The following is a 20,494-nucleotide window of genomic DNA, read 5'->3' as shown; positions in this document are numbered from 1 at the left end:
TTCAACGACCGAATTTAGGATTATTGATGGACGTAGCATCACGACCGAATAAAAAAAATGTCTGAAAAAAAGATGCACGAACCCAAAAACAAACCAGTATGCCATTGTGCTTCTTATTAAATCAATATTGACAATGACTTTACGTATATAAATATTTGAAGTTACACTGCCAGAAAAAAAATCAACTCAAGGACTCTATGCTTCTTCAACTCAATGATATTTCGGTAGAAATCATTCGAAAACCAATTAAACATATTTACATTCGGATTGATTCAAATGGCTTTGTAAAACTTAGTGCGCCAATAGGGTGCACAGAACATTACATCAAACGATTTGTATCTAGTAGGCAAGACTGGATTCGTAAACACACCAGGGCACTTAAGTCCAGATCGGAAGCGCCATCATTCATGTACGTCTCTGGTGAGCATCATCTCTATTTAGGAAATTCTTATCCCATATCAATTCAGTCTGCAATGGGTAAAAATAAAATCATTTTGTCTCCACCGCTGCTTCATTTTTTTGTTAAAGAAAACACGACGAAAGCAACCATGGAAAAAATGATCAATGCATGGTATCGCTCTGAGCTTAAAAAAATTCTCCCAACGCTCATCGCAAAATGGGAGCCAATCCTTGGCGTCAAAGTTAAAGAATGGGGGATAAAGCGCATGAAGACTAGGTGGGGAACGTGCAATCCCCATGCAGAACGGATTTGGTTAAATCTTTCTTTGATAAAAAAACCTATTCGATGTTTAGAGTATGTGGTCGTTCATGAAATGGTACATCTTTTAGAAGCGAGCCATAATAAACGTTTCTATGCGCTGATGGATCAATTTTTACCCGAGTGGCAATCAATTCGTCGAGAACTTAAAAGCACTTGAAAACAAGCAAAAATACAGGTTATAAGGTTTTTAAAAGAGTGTAAACGTGCTAATTTATTTCATTCGTTAAGGTTCGCGTGATGGAATTTGACTATAACAATGGCTCTGCCTCTTGACTACCTGTCTCTTATCCTCGGCCTGACCTTGTGGCCCAGTGTTTTGCACAGTGCATCTGCATTGCGTGGACAAGCCAATGGAACGTAAAGGAGTAGAACTGAGCTTAATCGAGGATGTATAGAAGATTCAGAATAGCAGTCGTTGAATTTGTTCTTACAAAGAATTCAGGGAATTCGTTTATTTAATCCAATAAAGGAAGGCAGGATGCTTGTAGAAATACTCTCTAGAATACAATTTGCTTTTAGTATTGGTTTTCATATTTTATTTCCCACATTAAATCTAGGATTAGCATTATTTATTGCAGGCATGGAAGGGGCCTGGCTTTATACTCAAAATCCAATCTATTTAAAACTTTGCAAATTTTTCGTTAAAATTTTTGCGCTTACCTTTGGAATGGGTGTTGTCTCTGGAATTGTTCTTGCTTATCAAATTGGGACAAATTTTGGTCCATTTATTTCTGAGTTTGGAAATGTTCTCGGAGCCTTATTTGCCTACGAAACACTAACTGCATTTTTCCTGGAGGCTGGGTTTCTTGGGGTGATGTTATTTGGTTGGGAGCGCGTCAACCCATATTTGCATTTTTTTGCAACACTCTTTGTGACAATTGGCACTACCGTATCGGCTTTTTGGATTATGTCAGCAAACTCATGGATGCAGACCCCATTCGGTTATGAATTTTTGGATGGGAAGTATCTGGTTGCCAACTGGTGGGATATTGTATTTAATCCTTCCTTCATACCACGCGTGCTGCATATGTTGTTTGCCTCTTATACAACAACGTGCTTTGTTCTAGCTGGAATTTCTAGTTATTTTTTATTAAAAGGTCGGTTTGTTGAGCAATTTTGTAGGGTGCTTTCAATCGCCATGTGGTCTGCGTTAGTCGTTGTTCCTTTGCAAATCGCGATTGGTGATAAAGTGGGGCTAGATGTACATAAGTATCAGCCTTTAAAGACTGCGGCTATGGAGGGGGTTTGGGAAACTCAACGTGGTGCTCCCTTGCTTTTATTCGCATGGCCTTCACAAAAAGAGCAAAAAAATGAGTATGTGGTAGGTATTCCCAAATTGGCTAGTCTTATTAATACCCATGAATGGGATGGTGAGCTAGTTGGACTCCGTTCGGTTTCTCGCCAGGACCAGCCTTTAGTCGCCCCAGTATTTTATACGTTTCGTATCATGGTTGGCATTGGTGTGTTAATGTTGGGAACGGCCATTGCCGCTGTGTTTTTACGACGACATGAGCGGCTTTATAAGTCTTCATTGTTTCATTATTGGTGTTTGTTTATGGCTCCGTTGGGTTTTGTGGCAGCCATTGCCGGCTGGCTAACAGCTGAAATTGGCCGCCAACCTTGGGTGGTTTATCATTTGATGCGCACGCGAGAGGCAGTATCTGCCATTAGCATGGAAGAAGTCGTTATATCTTTTTCTTTACTGATTCTTGCTTATGGAATTGTTTTTAGTTTCTATCTGTATTACTTAATGAAAACCATAAGGACAGGACCAAAAGATTTGAGAAAAGATGAGATTGAGCACCATACGTTCCAATATATGACTGACATGAACGGAGATAAAAAATAATGCTGCCCTTAATTTTCGCATGTCTTTTAGGCTTTATTATCATCATGTACGTCATTTTGGATGGGTTCGATTTAGGAATTGGTATTCTCTTTATTTTTGCTCACAATGAACGTGAGCGAGATATTATGATGAATGCAATTGCGCCGGTATGGGACGGTAATGAAACTTGGTTAGTATTTGGTGGCGCTATGCTTTATGGTGCTTTTCCCATTGTTTATGGTTTATTGCTGCCGATTTTATATATGCCAATCATGTTGATGCTAGTGGCTTTAATTTTTCGTGGTGTGTCCTTTGAGTTTCGCTTTAAAGCCGAAGCATCAAAGCCAATTTGGAATTGGGCGTTTGCTCTTAGCTCAATCGCTGCGGCGTTTTTCCAAGGGGTAATTTTAGGCGCTTTTGTCCAAGGGTTTAACATTGATGAAACGGCGATGGTCATTAGCGAGGCTGACTGGCTAACTCCTTTTAGTTTGCTGACAGGTATTGCGTTGATTTGTGGTTACGCTTTATTGGGTGCAACTTGGATGGTAATAAAAAGTGAAGATGAATTACAGCGAAAAATGATTCATTTTGCTAAAGGGTTTTTATGCTTAATCTCTGCTTTTCTGGTATTTGTTAGCATTTGGACCCCGTTACATGATGAAGAAATTTTCAATCGGTGGTATAGTATGCCGAACTTTTTACTACTAATGCCTTTGCCTGCGATCACCGCTTTAATGATTTTTTTAACATGGAGAAATTTGACTCTGGGTAATGAAGTGAGACCCTTCATTTACAGTGTGATCATTTTTCTATGTTCTTATGCTGGGATTGGGATTAGTGTTTACCCTTATTTAATCCCTCATGATGTAACGTTATGGGAAGCCGCGGCTCCGGATTCTACACTGGTTTTTATTTTAATTGGTGTGGTCATTATGTTACCAATATTACTAGGATATACCTTTTACGCATATAAGGTTTTTTGGGGGAAATCTGCCCAAGTGGGGTATCATTAAGGCTTTTAATAACCTCAGTTCCGAACTGGGGTTTAGATAGTGAGTTATTAATCTATGCATGACGGCGCGGTGTTTTATACAATTTTCTTAATATTCGGTGGAGCAGCCGTCTTTTCTACCGTTGTGCTTTACACCCGCCAATCTTTATTAGTTGCCTATATTCTTTTAGGAGCAGCCTTTGGTCCCTGGGGGTTGAAGTTAGTCCCTGATCTAGGAGCACTGCAGCAAGTCGGTGAGATGGGCATTGTGTTTTTGTTGTTTTTGTTAGGCCTTCATTTGCAGCCTCAAAATTTAGTCCATATGCTTAAAAAAGTCACTTGGATTGCATTGCTAAGTTCAGTCTTTTTTGCTGTTTTATCTTATTTTATTGGCCGCTGGTTTGGGCTTTCTGTTACGGAAGCCTGGGTATTAGGTGGCGCAATGATGTTTTCTAGTACGATTATCGGTTTGAAGTTACTTCCCACTACGATTCTGCATCATCAACACACCGGTGAGGTTATGATCAGTGTTTTATTGATGCAAGATTTGATTGCTATTGTTGTTTTAATTTTAATTAATGGTGCACAGCAGGGTGGAGGATTGTCTTGGAATGATCTCTTATTAGTAGGCGTTGCCTTACCCGCACTTATTTTTTTCTCTTTTGCTGTAGAACGATACATTTTAATTAAACTACTCGCTCGTTTTGATAGAACACAAGAATACGTATTTCTATTATCTATTGGTTGGTGCTTGGGATTATCTATTCTTGCTGCACGACTAGGTTTGTCTGAAGATATTGGTGCTTTCGTTGCGGGAGTAGCACTGGCAGCGAGCCCTATTTCTTTGTTTATTGCTGAGAGTCTTAAGCCCCTTAGAGATTTTTTCTTGGTCATGTTTTTCTTCTCTGTTGGCGCTACGTTTAATTTTGGTTATGCTGCTCAAGTCGTCATTCCCGCACTTATTTTATCTGTACTTATTCTAGTATTAAAGCCTTTGTGTTTTTATTGGCTCTTAGCGAAAGCCGGCGAAAGTCGCCCGGTTGCCAAAGAAGTTGGGTATCGACTTGGTCAAGCCAGTGAGTTTTCGCTGCTTGTAGCTAGCATCGCTCTGACAACCAATTTAATTTCGGAAGTTGCTTCGAATCTTATCCAGGCGACAACCATTTTAACATTCATCGTTTCTTCGTATTTAGTTGTGTTAAAATACCCAACACCGATGTCTCTGTCAGATAAAATGCGTAAAGATTAAGGCAGGAGCTATTTATGAAATTACTGGTTATTGTTCTTTGTTTATTAAGTGAGCGATTTCTAATTCATATGAGCTCGCATCACCGCTTTGAATGGTTTGGGGCCTACGCTACGGGTCTTTTCAATAAATTGCCAGAAAAAGGGTTTCGCTCGAACCCTTGGGTTTGTTTAGCTTACTTAATTTTACCTCCTGTCATTGTTTCATCGTTACTTTTTTTCTTTTTAAATAATGTAGCGTTCGGTTTTGCTAGTTTAATATTAAATATTTTATTTTTTTATTACTGCCTTGGGCCAAATAATCCGTTTTATCCTAAACGACGATACTCTAATCAAGAGGTGACTGAAGAGGAGGTTGGTGCTTATTTAGCCGATGTAAATGGTCAGTTATTTGCTGTGATTTTTTGGTATATTTTGACAGGCCCAATCGGAGTATTGCTCTATCGATTAATCTCCTTATCTCGCTCTATTAAAGTGAGCGAGCCGGTGGCTACTCTTTTAACCGCTATTCTCGATTGGCTCCCTGCAAAGATGACCTCTTTACTTTATTTGCTGGCTGGAAATTTTCAGGCTGGGCTAAATCAATTTGTAAAATATTTTTTTACACCTCCAGAAGCCAATCGGTTGATGCTCATGAACTGTGGTTTGCAAGCTGTAGAAAAAGAACAAGAGTCCCAAATGCTCTTGCCTCAAGCAGAAACATTAGTAGAGCACGCGTTGGTTGTGCTATTAGTTTTTCTGGCATTGTTTACTATGGTGGCTTGGTTATGATGGTACGAATTTTGGTCACCGCAATAATATTGCTTTTAACTGCATGTGCTAAGCATCCAATGACTCCCCATCAAATTGCCTGTAAAGCTGAATGCGCAAAACGCTTTGAGGCATGTTGTAAGGTTTGTAAAAATAGTTGTAAAAACTGCTCTCAATGCACCACTCAGGCTGCTGCCCGTAGTTATGCTCAGTTTAAACATCGTCAATGCGTCCAAGGTGCGATGATTTCGCGTGAGTTGCAATCCTTTCGTGATCCACTACAATGCAGCAAAACGACCTGCGAATGCATCGGAGATTATCGTATTTGCGAGCAATCCTGCACAGGCTTGATCCATAAACGGCTGCAAGTTGCTCCGACTTGTTGCTAATCGTTCTTCAGGTGAGGAAACTTAATGTCCATCGATAATACAAAAGATATTGATCCAGTAGAAACGCGAGAATGGCTGGATGCTTTAGAATCGATTGTTGCCCATGAAGGCAGTGACCGAGCTAAATTTATTCTTAAACAATTATTAGAAAAAGCGAATGCGTCTGGGATAAAGCTTGCTTCGTCTATCCATACACCCTATCGTAACTCGATTAAACCGCATGAAGAGAAGCAAATGCCGCCCGATGAAGGCATTGGGAAACGTATTAATGCGTTAATTCGATGGAATGCGGTTGCTATGGTGCTTCGTGCCGGTAAATATGCCCCTGAGTTGGGTGGCCATATAGCAACCTACGCTTCTGCATCCACGTTATATGAAATTGGATTTAATTATTTTTTTAAAGGCCCAGAGAAAAATGGCGGCGATTTATTATATATCCAAGGTCATTCTTCCCCGGGGATCTATGCCCGAGCCTTTTTAGAAGGTCGTTTATCAGAACAGCAACTTGATCATTTCAGACAAGAAGTTGAGGTAGATGGTTTGTCTTCTTATCCCCATCCATGGCTGATGGGTGATTTTTGGCAATTCCCAACGGTTTCTATGGGACTTGGTCCTTTGCAAGCCATTTATCAAGCCCGTTTTCTCAAATATTTAGAAAACAGAGGATTAATTGAAAACAATGGTCGTAAAGTTTGGGCTTTCTTAGGTGATGGCGAAACAGATGAGCCAGAGTCTCTTGGTGCTTTAACGATTGCAGCAAGAGAAAAATTAGACAATTTAATCTTTGTAATAAACTGTAACCTTCAGCGATTAGACGGGCCGGTTCGTGGTAACGGCAAAATCATACAAGAGCTTGAAGGGGTTTTCCGTGGTGCTGGCTGGAATGTCATTAAAGTGATCTGGGGTGGGCGATGGGATCCTCTGCTTGCTAGAGATAAAGACGGTATTTTGCAAAAGCGTATGGAAGAATGCGTTGATGGCGATTACCAGGCATATAAAGCAAATGACGGTGCCTATGTCCGAGAGCATTTCTTCAATCAATACCCTGAACTTAAAAAAATGGTTGAACATATGTCGGATGAAGAAATCTGGCGCTTAAACCGTGGCGGCCATGATCCTCAAAAAGTATTTGCAGCGTATTCGGAAGCGGTTGAACATAAAGGTACACCAACAGTCATCTTAGCTAAAACCATTAAAGGATATGGAATGGGTGCCGCTGGTGAAGGAATGAATATCACCCATCAGCAAAAGAAAATGACCATTGAGCAGTTACGGGCTTTTCGGGATCGGTTTAGCATTCCCATTAATGACGATAAAATCACAGAAGTTCCGTTCTATCGCCCCGAGGACGACAGCCCAGAAGTCCAATTTTTACAGAAGCAGCGCGAAGCGCTTGGTGGATTTCTTCCATATCGCAATCATGAGTGCGAATCATTGAACGTACCTGAGCTTGAAGCATTTTCTACGGTGACAAAAAACTCAGGTGATCGTGAAATTTCAACGACCATGGCTTTTGTGCGTATCCTTTCAGTATTATTAAAAGACAAAGAAATTAATAAGCGTATTGTGCCAATTGTTCCCGATGAATGCCGAACATTTGGAATGGAAGGGTTATTCAGACAAGTTGGAATTTATTCACCAGTTGGCCAGCTTTATACCCCAGTAGATCATGAACAAGTTATGTATTACAAAGAAGCGAAAGATGGCCAGATTTTAGAAGAGGGAATTAATGAAGCTGGAGCCTTCTGCTCTTGGATGGCTGCTGCAACCTCTTACAGTACGAATCATTTACCGATGATCCCTTTTTATATTTACTACTCCATGTTTGGCTTCCAACGTGTGGGCGATTTGGCTTGGGCCGCAGGGGATATGAAAGCGAGGGGCTTCTTATTAGGTGGTACAGCAGGTCGTACGACGCTGGCTGGCGAAGGTCTACAACATCAAGATGGTCATAGCCACATTTTCGCTTCGACCATACCAAATTGTGTAGCATACGACCCAACCTATGCCTATGAGCTTGCCGTAATCATTCAAGATGGTTTACGCCGTATGTATAAAAACCAAGAGAATGTGTTTTATTACATTACGGTAATGAATGAGAACTATCATCATCCGGATATGCCAGAAGGGGTAGAAGAGGGGATTATTAAAGGCATGTATCTACTTGAAACCTGTGCTAAGCCCTCTAAAAAACATGTTCAATTGATGGGATCGGGTACTATCTTAAGAGAAGTACAGGAAGCTTCACGTATGTTGAAAGAAGATTTCTCTGTTACTTCAGAGGTGTGGAGCGTCACAAGTTTTAATGAACTTCGTAAAGAAGGGCTTGAAATTGAGCGATTCAATCGCATGCATCCTGGAGAAAAGCCACGGGAAAGCTATGTCACTCAGCAATTGGCGGAGAAAAAGGGGCCAGTTATTGCTGCAACAGACTACATGCGACTTTACGCTGATCAAATTCGTCAATTTATAAGTGCTCCATATATTACGTTAGGAACGGACGGATTTGGACGAAGTGATACACGAGCTAAATTGCGTCATTTCTTTGAAGTGGATGCTAAATTCATTGTACTTGCATCATTAACGGCTTTAGCAAATGAAGGGTCGATTCCTAAATCGACCGTTAAAGAAGCATTTAAACGATACAATATTGATCAGGATAAACTCGATCCAGCAACGCATTGAGTAAATTGAATCTTATGACTTTGATGATCTTTGTTTATCAAAGTCGAATTAATGTATTGATCAAAAGGGTGAGAGATAATTCATATGGCAGATGACAATAAGATAACTGTGCCAGACATCGGGGGAGCTGCTGATGTTGATGTAATTGAAATTCTGGTTAAATCCGGCGATGAAATCAGTAAGGATACGCCTTTAATCACCTTAGAGTCTGATAAGGCAAGTATGGATATTCCTTCTCCTAAAGCCGGAAAAGTTAAAGCGATTGAGCTTAACGTCGGTGATAAAGTTTCCGAAGGTGATCTCATTTTAACCTTAGAAGAAGAGAAAGAAAGTTCATCAGAAAAGAAAAAAGAAAAGAAAGATAAAGAGTCGGAGGAAAAGAAAGCAGAGCCCAAATCGAATAAAGAAATGGACGAATCAAAAGAAGAACAAAAATCGTTTGAAACGAAAAGCAAAGAAGAAATTAAAGTACCAGACATAGGTGGTGCAACTCAGGTTGAAGTGATTGAGATTTTTGTAAAAACGGGAGATACAGTTAGTAAAGATGATTCAATCATTACCTTAGAATCCGATAAAGCCAGCATGGAAATCCCTTGCCCCAATTCAGGCGTTGTGCAAGAAATGCATGTTAAAGTAGGTGATAAAGTTTCCGAAGGCGATTTGATCTTAATATTAGAAACGACTGATAAAGCTGCGAAAAAGCCTAAATCAGAAGAGGAGCCGAAGAAAAAAGCTGAGTCTGAAAAAGAGCAAGCAGATATTTTGGAGTTAAAAAAATCAGAAAAGCAAGTGCCCGGTGAGCCTTCCAAGGCCTTTGCTTTGCCTTCAGAGTCCTTAACTGAAATTGGCAGCTCTGTTTTTGCTGGCCCCGCCGTCCGTCGATTAGCACGAGAGTTGGGTGTGGATTTGAAGCAAGTTAAAGGAACCGGTCGAAAATCACGAATTTCTAAAGAAGACGTGCAGGAATACGTTAAAGCTAGATTGCAGGATAAATCAGCTGTGACTGGTTTATCATTACCGCCTAGTCCTAGCATTGATTTTAGCAAGTTTGGTGAAACTGAAATAAAGCCTTTGAATAAGATTAAGCGTTTAACCGGTGAAAACGTTCATCGGTCCTGGTTAACGATTCCTCACGTGACACAGTTTGATGAGGCAGATATCACTGAACTGGAAGCGTTTCGAAAGAAAGAAGCTGAACAAGCAAAAAATGAAGGATATAAATTAACCTTGCTTGCTTTTGTCTGTAAGGCTGTCAGTAAAGCGTTAGTTCAATTTCCACAGTTCAATACCTCGCTGGATCCAAGCGGTGAACAATTAATATATAAAAAATATTGTAATATAGGTGTTGCGGTTGAAACACCAAATGGGTTAGTGGTGCCTGTGATTAAAAACGTAGATAAATTATCCGTGAGTGATATAGCAAAGGAAATGTCTCGATTAAGCGCCAAAGCACGCGAAAAAGGACTAATGCCTGCTGATATGAGTGGAGGATGCTTTACCATATCCAGTTTAGGCGGTATCGGGGGTACTGCATTTACACCGATTGTTAATAGCCCCGAAGTAGCTATTTTAGGATTGTCACGTTCTGTTATGAAACCTGTCTATCGTAATAAAGAGTTTGAGGCGCGGCTCATGCTTCCCCTCTCACTTTCCTATGATCATCGTGTGATTGATGGAGCAGAAGCGGCTCGCTTTACGCGGTATTTATGTGAAGCGTTAGAAGATATCAGAAAAATATTATTATAACTTCAAGTTTTAGAAACAAGAGGCTTTAAAATGAGCAAACAAGTAAAAACCGAAGTGGTTGTAATCGGTAGTGGTCCAGGAGGATATACCGCAGCCTTTAGAGCGGCTGATCTAGGGAAAAAAGTCGTTCTTATAGAGCGTTATGAGAATATTGGTGGCGTCTGTTTAAACGTGGGATGTATTCCCTCTAAAGCGTTACTTCATATTGCCAAGGTATTAGATGAAACTGACGAGATGGTTGATTATGGTGTAACCTTCAATAAGCCTAAAGTCGAAGCCAAAAAGTTAGTTGAATGGAAAAACAAAGTCGTTGGGAAATTAACAGGTGGGTTAAAAGCCTTAGCGAAACAACGCAAAGTAGATATTATTACAGGAAAAGCTAAATTCACCGGTTCCCACAGCCTTCAAGTAGAAGGACAAGATGAAACTGTTGAAGTGGAATTTGAGCATGCCATTATTGCCGTAGGCAGTGAGTCGGTTAATTTGCCGTTTATTCCAGAAGACAAGCGTATTTTCAGCTCCACAGGGGCACTTGAATTGGCTGATATTAAAGGCGATATGCTTGTATTAGGCGGCGGAATTATTGGTTTAGAAATGGCGACGGTTTACTCCGCACTGGGCGTTCATGTTACGGTTGTGGAATTCATGGATCAATTGATCCCTGGAGCGGATGCCGACTTGGTCAAAGTGTTACAAAAGAGAATGACTGACAAAGGGGTAAAATTCTTACTAAAAACTAAAGTCACTGAAATGGAGGCCAAAAAGGACGGCATCTATGTCACAATGGAAGGTGAACACGCCACCGATAAGCCTCTTGTATATAAACAAGTGCTCGTAGCCGTTGGTCGTAAGCCTAATGGTGATAAAATCGATGCGGATAAAGCCGGTGTTAAAGTTGATGAACGTGGCTTTATTCATACCGATAAACAAATGCGTACAAACGTTGATCATATCTTTGCCATTGGTGATGTAGTCGGTCAGCCCATGCTGGCTCACAAAGCGATTCCTGAAGGTAAAGTGGCAGCAGAAGTGATTTGCGGTAAAAAGCATTATTTTGATCCCCGTTGCATCGCTAGCGTGGCATACACCGATCCTGAGCTCGCTTGGGCCGGACTCACAGAGAAAGAAGCAAAAGAAAAAGAAGTGGCTTACGAAAAAGCTAGCTTTCCATGGGCTGCAAGTGGTCGAGCGTTAAGTATGGGTCGCGAAGAAGGCATGACTAAATTACTATTTTGTCCAGATACAAACCGTATTTTAGGCGCAGGTATTGTAGGTATTAACGCAGGTGATTTGATTTCAGAAGCTGCTTTGGCTATTGAAATGGGTTGTGATGTTGAAGACATTGCTCTGACCATTCACCCTCATCCAACATTGTCTGAAACAATTGCTCAAGCTGCGGAAATATTTGAAGGCACGATTACCGATTTGTATATGCCTAAGAAGAAGAAAAAATAAAAGAAGGAAGAAGATCCTAGGGTCTGTTGACCTAGATGCTCGAGGAATTTCTTAAAGTGGATGATGTTATGAATCATCCACGGTTAACTACTTCTTATTTCGAGCCATTTAGCTGTACTGTCTCGCTATAGGTGTCAAAGCAGCAAAAAGCCAACAGTTAACTGGAGTGTGTGTGAATAATGAAAACCGGTCGTTAAACACAAATGCTCATTTTCAGCTTAGACCAATGGAGCTTGGCGATATTGACCAAGTTTATGCCATTGAATCTACTGCGCACAAAACACCATGGTGTCGAAAAGTGATACATGATTGTATCCTCATTGGTTATCACGGTCGTGTCTTAGAAATTATTCACAATTCAACCCTTTTGATTGTGGCTTATACTATTTCACGTATTGAAGACTCAGAGTGCCATATTTTAAATTTATGTGTTGCACCTTCCTTTCAAGGACAAGGATACGGACGATTAATTCTCAAAGACTTACTGGAAAGTCTGAATAAATATTCAAACCTTAAACAAACTAGTTTAGAAGTTCGCCTTAGTAATCAAAAAGCGATTCGACTGTACGAACAAATGGGCTTTAGAATGATAGGTATTAAAGAAGCTTATTATAAAGATGAGGATGGGTTTGAAGACGCAGCGGTATACCAAAAATGGCTTTAGTATTACTAATCTAATGCTCTGCTAGTTAAAAGACCTCTCTAAAGCATGAATGAATCCTATTCTGAGTTTAACTGGATTTTAAATGGTAATTACCCCATCTGATTGATAAATTCCTGTAAGTGCATCTTATCAATCTCTGATTTAAGATAATTTTTCAAGCGCTCGATGGCTAGATTATATTCCGATTCATTTATCGTATGACGCATGAGTTCGAATTTTAAATAAACACAATACGTGTTTAATACATCCGTTTCACAGTAGTCTCTAATCCCTTTTAGATTTCCTTTGCAGTACTCATCCCAAACTTTAGCGCCACTCATTCCCATTTTTCCTGGAAATCCAAGCATGCTTGCGATTTCGTCTAACGGGGCAAACGCTTTATTTTGATAGCTGGCTAAAACGTCCATTAAGTCTAAATGACGATAATGAAATCGATTCAAGTAATTGTTGTACCGAAAGGATTGTTGATGATCACCTGTTTCCCAATAAGTGGGAGCCGAGATACCATGGTACAATGCTCTGAAATGCAAGACGGGCAAATCAAAACCACAACCATTCCAACTAACGAGTGTGGGAGTATTTTTGTCAATGCCGTGGAAAAAGCGTTGAATTAATTCACGTTCATCGGCACCTTCATCACCTAGTGACCAAACTTTGAGCTGTGATCCGTTACTTATGACCAAAGAGATTGCCACAACTTTCTGTAAATAATGGGGTAAAAACTCAGACCCCGTTTTGGCTCGTCTCAAAGCGTACATCGCTTTTGCTGTATCTGTGTCTGATAGGTCCTGCAAGCCATAAAGCTTACGTCCGCTTTCAATGTCTGGAATGGTTTCAATATCAAACACAAGCACGGTCATATTGGACAAATTCTCACGATTCGAAATTAATGATAAGCTAACACATCTTTAATTTTAAATAAAATTTTGATACTAATTAAAGTGCGTTCGATATCAGAAAAATCCAAATTTTGCTGATATCGAACTGGCTTATTTTGAATGGATCTCGTACAAAAAGCTTCGCTTTTTTTACTGGATAATGTTCGTTTAGCGCCACAAAAGTCATAAATGACTTTTCTGTCGAACTCACATTAATTAGGAATGCTCTCTACTTGGGACAAGAAATGCTGTCCATTAACTTAGTTTAAGGATGCCTTTAATGATCCACATCAAATATCTATTGATTCTATTCGTTATTGGGTTATTAACTGGGTGTGTGAGCGCGCGCCCCTCCGATGTGAATAATATTTGTCGCATATTTAAACAATATCCAGACTGGTATGCCGATGCTAAAACAGTCGAAAAAAGATGGCATGTCCCCATTCCGGTGCAAATGGCTATTATTCACCAGGAGTCAAAATTCAATGCGAGGGCAAAGCCTCCACGAACGAAACTGTTATGGATTATACCATGGACGCGCCCGTCAACTGCCTACGGATACACGCAAGCATTGGAAAGCACTTGGGAACATTACAAACGTAAGCGAGGAGGACGCTGGGCATCACGAGATGATTTTGGAGATGGTGTAGATTTTATTGGTTGGTATGCCACCATGGCGAATCAGAGAGCAGGTATTTCAAAACATGATCCATATTCACTTTATTTAGCTTACCATGAAGGCATTGGTGGTTATGAACGGAAAACGTACTTAAAAAAACCTTGGCTTATACAGGTTGCGCATAAGGTGTCAGCGCGTGCTCAAATATATCAAGCTCAACTTAAACAGTGCCAGGATAAATTGAAAGGGAAATCTTGGTATAATTTATGGAAATAATAAGAAATTTCACCCTCGAAAGTCAGGGAACTGTATGGGTAAGCTCGCGAGAACGTAAGATATAATTGAGTGTTTTTTTCATCCCTTACGGTGGTAAATAATGATTTCAGGGTGACAATCAAAGTTTGAACGGGTACGATATAATCCGATGTTTCAGTTGGAGTTTATGAATGGGGTTAATGCGATTAATGTTACTAGGTGGTCCCGGAGCTGGTAAAGGAACACAAGCAGCAAAATTGGTTGATCAATATAATATTCCTCAAATTTCTACAGGCGATATGCTTCGAGCAGCTATTGCCGCGAAAACGGAACTTGGATTAAGTGCCAAAAAAATCATGGATGCCGGTCAATTGGTTTCTGATGAAATAATGATTAAATTGGTTAAAGAACGCTTGCGGCAAGAAGATTGTAACCATGGCTTTCTGCTAGACGGGTTTCCAAGAACAATCGTTCAAGCCGAAGCATTAAAGAATGCCGGTATTGAGTTAGATCATGTTATTGAAATCGCAGTGGGTGATGAAGAAATTGTAAAGCGTATCAGTGGAAGACGAATCCATCCTGGATCGGGTCGCGTGTACCATGTTGAATACAACCCTCCCCAAGAGCCTGGGGTTGATGATGCCACGGGTGAAGACTTGATTCAGCGCGAGGATGATCGAGAAGAAATCATCCGAAATCGGTTGGAGGTATATCATAAGCAAACCGAACCCTTGATCCAATATTACAAAAACTGGGCAGCTAACGATCCTGCTAATGCACCTGAGTTTCACAGCATTGAGGGCAAAGGCAGTGTCGAGGAGATTTTTAATCGAATTGTAACGGCTATCGAAGGAGAAGAATAAATGCCAGATAACCATTCCACTCGTGCTCTGACAAGAGCGAACTTCGAGTCCGTGATTAATGAAAATCAAATTGTATTTATAGACTTTTGGGCTGAATGGTGTGCCCCTTGCAAACAATTTGCAAGAGTTTATGAACAAGTCGCTTCTCAGTTTAAAGACGTAATCTTTGCTCAAGTTAATATTGAAGAGCAAGCAGAGCTTGCTGAAACATTTCAAATTCGATCAATACCTCATTTAATCGTATTCAAGGAAGGCATTGTTATTTATTCTGAAGCGGGCAGTATGCCTGAATCCACATTAAAAGAGTTAGTCCAGCAAGCGGTTGACGTAGACGTTAGTGAAATTAAAGCACAATTGGATAAAGAAGGATAAACTAATTGTAACCCCCAGGTTGTGGATGAAGTTCAGGATTGCGTACCTGGGGGAGCGCCCTTTTTTTCAGGAAGATCCCTTAACACGTTATGAGTTGGTTACTAAGAATATACTCCTTTAAGGCCTTTTGGCTTTTTTGATCCATAACGAGACCAAGCTTCGTTCTTCGCCAGAGAATATCTTCAGTGGTTTTTGCCCATTCGTACTTCATCAAATAATCGATTTCAGCTTGGTAAACAGTTTTGAAAAATTCGTTTCCTAGATCGCTTTCTTGATGTTTTCCCAACAAAATATATTCTGTAAGGGTCCCGTAGGTATTAAGAAACCTTTGTAGTGTTTCTACAGGCATCCAGGAATATAGTTCTTGTGCTTTTTGTTTGTATTGATCCAAAGTATGACTTTTATAGAGAGCGCCGGGTAGAGGGGTATTCCCTGTTTTGGAGTGCGACAGTTCCTGAAAAACAGGGTGCAAAGCGCTAACCACATCGGATGCGAGTTGGCGGTAAGTGGTAATTTTTCCTCCGTAGATGGTAATAGAAGGAGCTGGATGAGTGGCATACTCGAACGTGTAGTCTCGGCTTAACTCTTCTGGGTTTTTCCCCGACGCTGCTAATAACGGTCTTACACCGCTCCAGCTATACACGATATCGTCGTTTGTAACACTTTTTTTGAAGTAAAGATTAACGATATCTAATAAGTAGCGGATCTCTTCAGAAGAAACATCCATAGCTTGAGAAGGCAGAGAACATGGTACTTCTGTGGTTCCTATCATGGTAAATCCATGATAGGGAATAACAAAAATTAAACGTTCGTCGGAGTGCTGTAAAAAATAAGCGTGTTCGCCTTCATATAATTTATTCACTAAAAGATGGCTGCCTTTCACTAAACTCATGTCGTGAAGAAAAGGGGCTTTAAGCATCTGATTAATGGATTCAATCCAGGGGCCAGCAGCATTGATAACTACTTTGGCTTTAATTCGATAGCTTGAGCCAGATTGTGGTTTTAGCGTGAGGCACCATAATTTATCTTCAACTTCTGCGTTGACAACCTTGGTGCGAGTTTTTATCCTAGCGCCATGATGACTTGATTGCAAAGCGTTTGTGATGGTTAAGCGCGCATCGTCTGTAGTGCAATCGTAGTAACTAAATCCTTTGTCATAATCTTCTTGCAAGGGTTCAAAAAGTGGTTTGTTGTTCTTTCGGTTAACGTATCTTGCTTTAGGTAGTTTATTGGTAGAGCTGAGATGATCGTAAATAAACAACCCAGTTCTAAGCATCCAAATTGGTCGCATGTGTTTTCGATGAGGTATCACGAGTTCTAAGGGTTTTACTAGATGTGGGGCCAGGGTTAACAGTCTTTGTCGTTCTTGTAATGCTTTTTTGACCATTCCAAAATCATAATGTTCAAGATATCGCAATCCGCCATGGATAAGTTTCGTACTACTCGAAGAAGTTTTAGATGCTAAATCGTCGGCTTCAAATAAAATGACGGATAAGCCTCTTAAAGCAGCATCCGCAGCCACGCCACAGCCGTTTATGCCCCCTCCTATAACGGCAATATCATAAACGTTATCCATTTTAGTTTTCCCCGGTATAATGTACTACCTAATTTTAAGGGTTATTAGGACAGAATAATAAACTCAGAAAGGTTTGACAATTTGTTTACTGAATTTAAAGTGATACCTGTCCCGAAAGATGAGTACAGGGAAGCTAGCAGACAGACCTAACTAGCTCAATCTTAGAGTTGTGCGGATATTGTTGCTGAATTTGCTTAATTACAAAAACACTTTAAAATCCCTTGGATAATATAAGGAAATTGAAATCAATGAAGTACATTTTAGCGATTGATGAAGGTACCAGCAGTACTCGAGCCAGGTTATATACTCTGAAGGGACGCCTTGTTAAAAGTAGTCAATATCTTTTAACACAATATTATCCAAAGCAAGGTTGGGTCGAACATGATCCAGAGGAAATTTGGCAAAAAACCATCGCGGCCATTCACGATGTGACGGAGTCGATTCATACCAAAGATATTTTAACTTGCGGAATTACTAATCAGCGTGAAACAACCTTAATTTGGGATAAGCAAACGGGAAAGTGTCTTTCGAACGCACTAGTCTGGCAAGACCGAAGAACAGAAGAATTTTGTCGATCATTATCGGCTCTATCGGAAACGATAGTAAGAAAAACCGGACTGATGCCTAATTCTTATTTCTCTGGCAGTAAATTACGCTGGCTCTTAAATGAAATCCCTGAAGCAAATACACTTGCTCAGCAAGGTCGACTCGCTTTTGGTACGATTGATAGCTTTCTTATTTGGCGGTTAACTAACGGTAAAAGCCACGTTACGGATGTAACGAATGCTTCGCGAACTTTGTTGTACAATATATTTGAACATAATTGGGATGAGGATTTATTACGGCTCTTTGAGATACCTTATTCTCTTCTTCCGGAAGTATTAGATTGTGATGGAGATTTTGGATGCATTGCTTCGGATATATTGCCGAATAACATTCCAATTACAGGCGTTGCAGGTGATCAACAGGCGGCACTTGTAGGTCAACGGTGTTTTAAAGAAGGTATGATTAAAGCTACCTATGGAACCGGTGGTTTTTTACTGTTAAATACTGGCGTAAATCCAGTGTTATCCAAGCACCAATTGCTGACAACTGTCGCCTATCGAATGAATAACAAAATGGCTTACGGGCTTGAAGGCAGCTTTTATCAAGCCGGTACAACGGTTAAATGGTTACGTGATCAACTGAAATTGATTTCTCATGCTGCTGAAACAGAATCGCTTGCAAGAAGTTTATCCAGCAACGAAGGCGTGTATTTAATTCCATCTTTTACTGGCTTAGGTGCTCCCCATTGGTTATCCGTCAATGGGGCAATGATCACTGGTTTATCATTATCCAGTAATGCTGCGCATTTTGCTAGGGCTGCTTTGGAGTGTGTATGTTATCAAACACATGATATATTGCGCTCCATGCGGGATGACAGTGGGTTAGACTTATCGTTGCTGCGTGTCGATGGTGGTATGTCTGAAAATTCCTGGTTCTTACAATTTCTCGCTTCGCAAGTAAATGCCTTAGTTCAACGACCCCATGACGTTGAAACGACTGCTTTAGGAGCCGCGTTGCTTGCAGCTATAGGAGCGAATTTGGTTGATCCTCTGGAGGGGTTTGAGGAAAATCATTCCTTTGAAAGAGAATTTTCTCCAAGTGATGATTGCGACTCAGCACAAAAGGATTATGAAGGATGGTTAAACACATTATCTTTATTAAAGGATAGGAATTCCAACCAGCAATGAGCCGAATTTAATTCCTACCTGCCATGCTTGAATGGGCAATCAATAATCTTGTGTATATCTTTGTGTATGTATTTCATTTCGGCTTTGATAGCAGCATCTAATGTTCTTGCTTAAAGCACAGCACGTAGGATTGTATGCCAAAAACTAATTTTTATTACATCTACGTACTGCAGCTTTGACCGCAGTACCCAGAAATCTTGCTGGCTTCTAGCATGGATGCTGTGGTCGAGCAATTAGAAACGAAATAAATTGCTCTTATTCAACATCACGTTTTTCTTCGCCCGTGTATAGCTGGCGAGGACGTCCAATTCTTGATTTGCTGGCTGCCATTTCCATCCAATGAGACATCCAGCCAACCGTTCGTGCTAAGGCAAATATCACAGTAAACATATTGGTTGGAATACCTATGGCACTTAAGGTGATGCCTGAGTAAAAATCTACGTTGGGATACAGTTTTTTCTCAATGAAATAATCATCTTCTAAGGCAATGCGCTCAAGTTCCATAGCCAGCTTAAATAAAGGCTCATTGTGTGCATCAACTGCATTTAAAACTTTATGGCATGTTTCCCTCATCACCTTAGCGCGAGGATCATAACTTTTGTAAACACGATGACCGAAGCCCATCAGTCTAAAGGGATCGTCCTTATCTTTGGCGCGCTCGATAAATTCATTGATTCGACTAACATCGCCAATCTCTTTCAACATATTCAAACACGCTTCATTCGCACCTCCATGAGCAGGGCCCCAAAGCGCACCAATACCTGCGGAAATACAAGCAAACGGATTGGCACCGGTTGAGCCAGCTAAGCGTACGGTTGAGGTGGAGGCGTTTTGTTCATGATCAGCATGGAGTGTGAAAATTGTATCCATGGCTTCAACGATGACGGGATTCGGAGTCGTTTCCTCAGTTGGAACTCCAAACATCATGTGAAGAAAATTTTCAGCATATGACATCTTATTCTGAGGATACATGTATGGCTGGCCGATTGAATATTTATAGCTCATGGCAGCCAGTGTTGGCATTTTGGCAATCAATCGCACCGCTGCGGTGTAGCGATCATCTTGATTATTAAGATCCATCGAATCGTGATAAAAAGCGGATAACGCGCCAACGATACCGACCATAATAGCCATAGGATGGGCGTCTCTGCGAAATCCATTTAAAAATTGGTACATTTGCTGGTGTACCATTGTGTGGTTATTAATTAAATCATTAAAATGTTGTTTTTCATCCTTATTTGGTAATTCACCATTTAGAAGCAAATAACAAACGTCAACGAAGTCCTTTTTTTCTGCCAGTTGTTCAATAGGATAACCGCGATATAGGAGCACGCCTTTTTCACCATCTATAAAGGTAATTTTGGATTCACAAGAAGCAGTAGAGACAAAGCCTTGATCCAAGGTGAAAATGCCGTTAGAGCCAAGATTACTGATGTCAATTACATCTTTTCCCAGGGTGGGGCTATATATTGGCAGTTCGATAGGCTCAGACCCGTTTATTGTTAGTTTTGCTTTTTTACTTGTCATTGGGACTCCTGTTGATTAAGAACGGCTAAACAAGTATAGCCCTATTTTGATTTGGTTGATCAGAGGGATATAATTGATTTATACCCACCTCAATTCGAGTGGGTGTATTGCGTTCTGGTGCAGAACTATATAAAAATGAATAGCAGTCGTCAATTTATGTGCATAAAAAAAGCAATGCTTTGCGATACATTGTGATT

The 20,494-nt window shown here is 40.4% G+C and carries 17 protein-coding genes; 14 read left to right on the top strand and 3 right to left on the bottom strand.

The features are described from left to right. Positions 1 to 197: 197 nt before the first annotated feature. The 10 genes from E1O41_RS01670 (at position 198) to rimI (ending at position 12,474) form a co-directional block, all read left to right on the top strand. Entirely contained in the window at positions 198 to 878 is a 681-nt protein-coding gene (locus E1O41_RS01670; protein ID WP_131775566.1) for a M48 family metallopeptidase, read from the top strand. A 321-nt stretch (positions 879 to 1,199) separates the two neighbouring features. Then, positions 1,200 to 2,570 (top strand): cytochrome ubiquinol oxidase subunit I, encoded by a 1,371-nt coding sequence (locus E1O41_RS01665; protein WP_131775565.1) that lies wholly within the window; start codon positions 1,200 to 1,202, stop codon positions 2,568 to 2,570. After that, complete coding sequence (gene cydB / locus E1O41_RS01660) at positions 2,570 to 3,562, top strand: cytochrome d ubiquinol oxidase subunit II (RefSeq protein ID WP_131775564.1); 993 nt, start codon at positions 2,570 to 2,572, stop codon at positions 3,560 to 3,562. The genes E1O41_RS01665 and cydB overlap by 1 nt, the downstream gene beginning before the upstream one ends. A gap of 54 nt (positions 3,563 to 3,616) precedes the next feature. Continuing rightward, on the top strand, positions 3,617 to 4,789 hold the full coding sequence (locus E1O41_RS01655) for a cation:proton antiporter (protein ID WP_131775563.1): 1,173 nt from the start codon (positions 3,617 to 3,619) through the stop codon (positions 4,787 to 4,789). A 14-nt stretch (positions 4,790 to 4,803) separates the two neighbouring features. Then, entirely contained in the window at positions 4,804 to 5,556 is a 753-nt protein-coding gene (locus E1O41_RS01650) for a CobD/CbiB family protein (protein ID WP_131775562.1), read from the top strand. Then, complete coding sequence (locus E1O41_RS01645) at positions 5,553 to 5,924, top strand: acyltransferase (protein WP_131775561.1); 372 nt, start codon at positions 5,553 to 5,555, stop codon at positions 5,922 to 5,924. The genes E1O41_RS01650 and E1O41_RS01645 overlap by 4 nt, the downstream gene beginning before the upstream one ends. Before the next feature lie 24 nt (positions 5,925 to 5,948). Then, entirely contained in the window at positions 5,949 to 8,609 is a 2,661-nt protein-coding gene (aceE, locus tag E1O41_RS01640) for a pyruvate dehydrogenase (acetyl-transferring), homodimeric type (protein WP_131775560.1), read from the top strand. A gap of 84 nt (positions 8,610 to 8,693) precedes the next feature. Continuing rightward, a complete protein-coding gene (gene aceF, locus E1O41_RS01635) occupies positions 8,694 to 10,355 on the top strand; it encodes a dihydrolipoyllysine-residue acetyltransferase (protein ID WP_131775559.1) in 1,662 nt (553 codons plus the stop codon). 30 nt (positions 10,356 to 10,385) lie between these two features. After that, positions 10,386 to 11,810 carry a dihydrolipoyl dehydrogenase gene (lpdA, locus tag E1O41_RS01630; RefSeq protein ID WP_131775558.1) on the top strand — a complete coding sequence of 475 codons (1,425 nt, stop codon included), beginning with the start codon at positions 10,386 to 10,388 and terminating at the stop codon, positions 11,808 to 11,810. A gap of 172 nt (positions 11,811 to 11,982) precedes the next feature. Continuing rightward, a complete protein-coding gene (gene rimI, locus E1O41_RS01625; protein WP_229669293.1) occupies positions 11,983 to 12,474 on the top strand; it encodes a ribosomal protein S18-alanine N-acetyltransferase in 492 nt (163 codons plus the stop codon). An 89-nt stretch (positions 12,475 to 12,563) separates the two neighbouring features. On the opposite strand, the gene E1O41_RS01620 is transcribed toward rimI, so the two are convergent. Further along, complete coding sequence (locus tag E1O41_RS01620) at positions 12,564 to 13,334, bottom strand: 3'-5' exonuclease (RefSeq protein WP_131775557.1); 771 nt, start codon at positions 13,332 to 13,334, stop codon at positions 12,564 to 12,566. A gap of 298 nt (positions 13,335 to 13,632) precedes the next feature. On the opposite strand from E1O41_RS01620, the gene E1O41_RS01615 reads away from it, so the two are divergent. The 3 genes from E1O41_RS01615 (at position 13,633) to trxA (ending at position 15,461) form a co-directional block, all read left to right on the top strand. Next, positions 13,633 to 14,247 (top strand): transglycosylase SLT domain-containing protein, encoded by a 615-nt coding sequence (locus tag E1O41_RS01615; RefSeq protein WP_373288382.1) that lies wholly within the window; start codon positions 13,633 to 13,635, stop codon positions 14,245 to 14,247. Positions 14,248 to 14,426: 179 nt separating this feature from the next. Next, a complete protein-coding gene (gene adk / locus E1O41_RS01610; RefSeq protein WP_131775686.1) occupies positions 14,427 to 15,089 on the top strand; it encodes an adenylate kinase in 663 nt (220 codons plus the stop codon). Then, entirely contained in the window at positions 15,090 to 15,461 is a 372-nt protein-coding gene (trxA, locus tag E1O41_RS01605; protein ID WP_131775555.1) for a thioredoxin, read from the top strand. Positions 15,462 to 15,540: 79 nt separating this feature from the next. On the opposite strand, the gene glpD is transcribed toward trxA, so the two are convergent. Next, complete coding sequence (gene glpD / locus E1O41_RS01600; protein WP_131775554.1) at positions 15,541 to 17,037, bottom strand: glycerol-3-phosphate dehydrogenase; 1,497 nt, start codon at positions 17,035 to 17,037, stop codon at positions 15,541 to 15,543. Positions 17,038 to 17,285: 248 nt separating this feature from the next. On the opposite strand from glpD, the gene glpK reads away from it, so the two are divergent. Continuing rightward, a complete protein-coding gene (gene glpK / locus E1O41_RS01595) occupies positions 17,286 to 18,770 on the top strand; it encodes a glycerol kinase GlpK (RefSeq protein ID WP_131775553.1) in 1,485 nt (494 codons plus the stop codon). A gap of 255 nt (positions 18,771 to 19,025) precedes the next feature. On the opposite strand, the gene gltA is transcribed toward glpK, so the two are convergent. Beyond that, the gene (gene gltA, locus E1O41_RS01590) at positions 19,026 to 20,297 is read right to left on the bottom strand and encodes a citrate synthase (RefSeq protein WP_131775552.1); all 1,272 of its coding nucleotides are present in this window, start codon (positions 20,295 to 20,297) and stop codon (positions 19,026 to 19,028) included. Positions 20,298 to 20,494: the final 197 nt, after the last annotated feature.

This window comes from Legionella impletisoli (genome assembly GCF_900639875.1).
Taxonomy (GTDB): Bacteria; Pseudomonadota; Gammaproteobacteria; order Legionellales; family Legionellaceae; genus Legionella_A; species Legionella_A impletisoli.
The sequence above is the reverse complement of the archived record's forward strand: the minus strand, read 5'-3'. Positions and strand labels throughout refer to the sequence as shown.

Bases quoted from the DNA above. Each gene is read 5' to 3' on its own strand.
- E1O41_RS01670 (WP_131775566.1), top strand. From the start codon at position 198: ATGCTTCTTCAACTCAATGATATTTCGGTAGAAATCATTCGAAAACCA.
- E1O41_RS01665 (WP_131775565.1), top strand. From the start codon at position 1,200: ATGCTTGTAGAAATACTCTCTAGAATACAATTTGCTTTTAGTATTGGT.
- cydB (WP_131775564.1), top strand. From the start codon at position 2,570: ATGCTGCCCTTAATTTTCGCATGTCTTTTAGGCTTTATTATCATCATG.
- E1O41_RS01655 (WP_131775563.1), top strand. From the start codon at position 3,617: ATGCATGACGGCGCGGTGTTTTATACAATTTTCTTAATATTCGGTGGA.
- E1O41_RS01650 (WP_131775562.1), top strand. From the start codon at position 4,804: ATGAAATTACTGGTTATTGTTCTTTGTTTATTAAGTGAGCGATTTCTA.
- E1O41_RS01645 (WP_131775561.1), top strand. From the start codon at position 5,553: ATGATGGTACGAATTTTGGTCACCGCAATAATATTGCTTTTAACTGCA.
- aceE (WP_131775560.1), top strand. From the start codon at position 5,949: ATGTCCATCGATAATACAAAAGATATTGATCCAGTAGAAACGCGAGAA.
- aceF (WP_131775559.1), top strand. From the start codon at position 8,694: ATGGCAGATGACAATAAGATAACTGTGCCAGACATCGGGGGAGCTGCT.
- lpdA (WP_131775558.1), top strand. From the start codon at position 10,386: ATGAGCAAACAAGTAAAAACCGAAGTGGTTGTAATCGGTAGTGGTCCA.
- E1O41_RS01620 (WP_131775557.1), bottom strand. From the start codon at position 13,334: ATGACCGTGCTTGTGTTTGATATTGAAACCATTCCAGACATTGAAAGC.
- E1O41_RS01615 (WP_373288382.1), top strand. From the start codon at position 13,633: ATGATCCACATCAAATATCTATTGATTCTATTCGTTATTGGGTTATTA.
- adk (WP_131775686.1), top strand. From the start codon at position 14,427: ATGCGATTAATGTTACTAGGTGGTCCCGGAGCTGGTAAAGGAACACAA.
- trxA (WP_131775555.1), top strand. From the start codon at position 15,090: ATGCCAGATAACCATTCCACTCGTGCTCTGACAAGAGCGAACTTCGAG.
- glpD (WP_131775554.1), bottom strand. From the start codon at position 17,037: ATGGATAACGTTTATGATATTGCCGTTATAGGAGGGGGCATAAACGGC.
- glpK (WP_131775553.1), top strand. From the start codon at position 17,286: ATGAAGTACATTTTAGCGATTGATGAAGGTACCAGCAGTACTCGAGCC.
- gltA (WP_131775552.1), bottom strand. From the start codon at position 20,297: ATGACAAGTAAAAAAGCAAAACTAACAATAAACGGGTCTGAGCCTATC.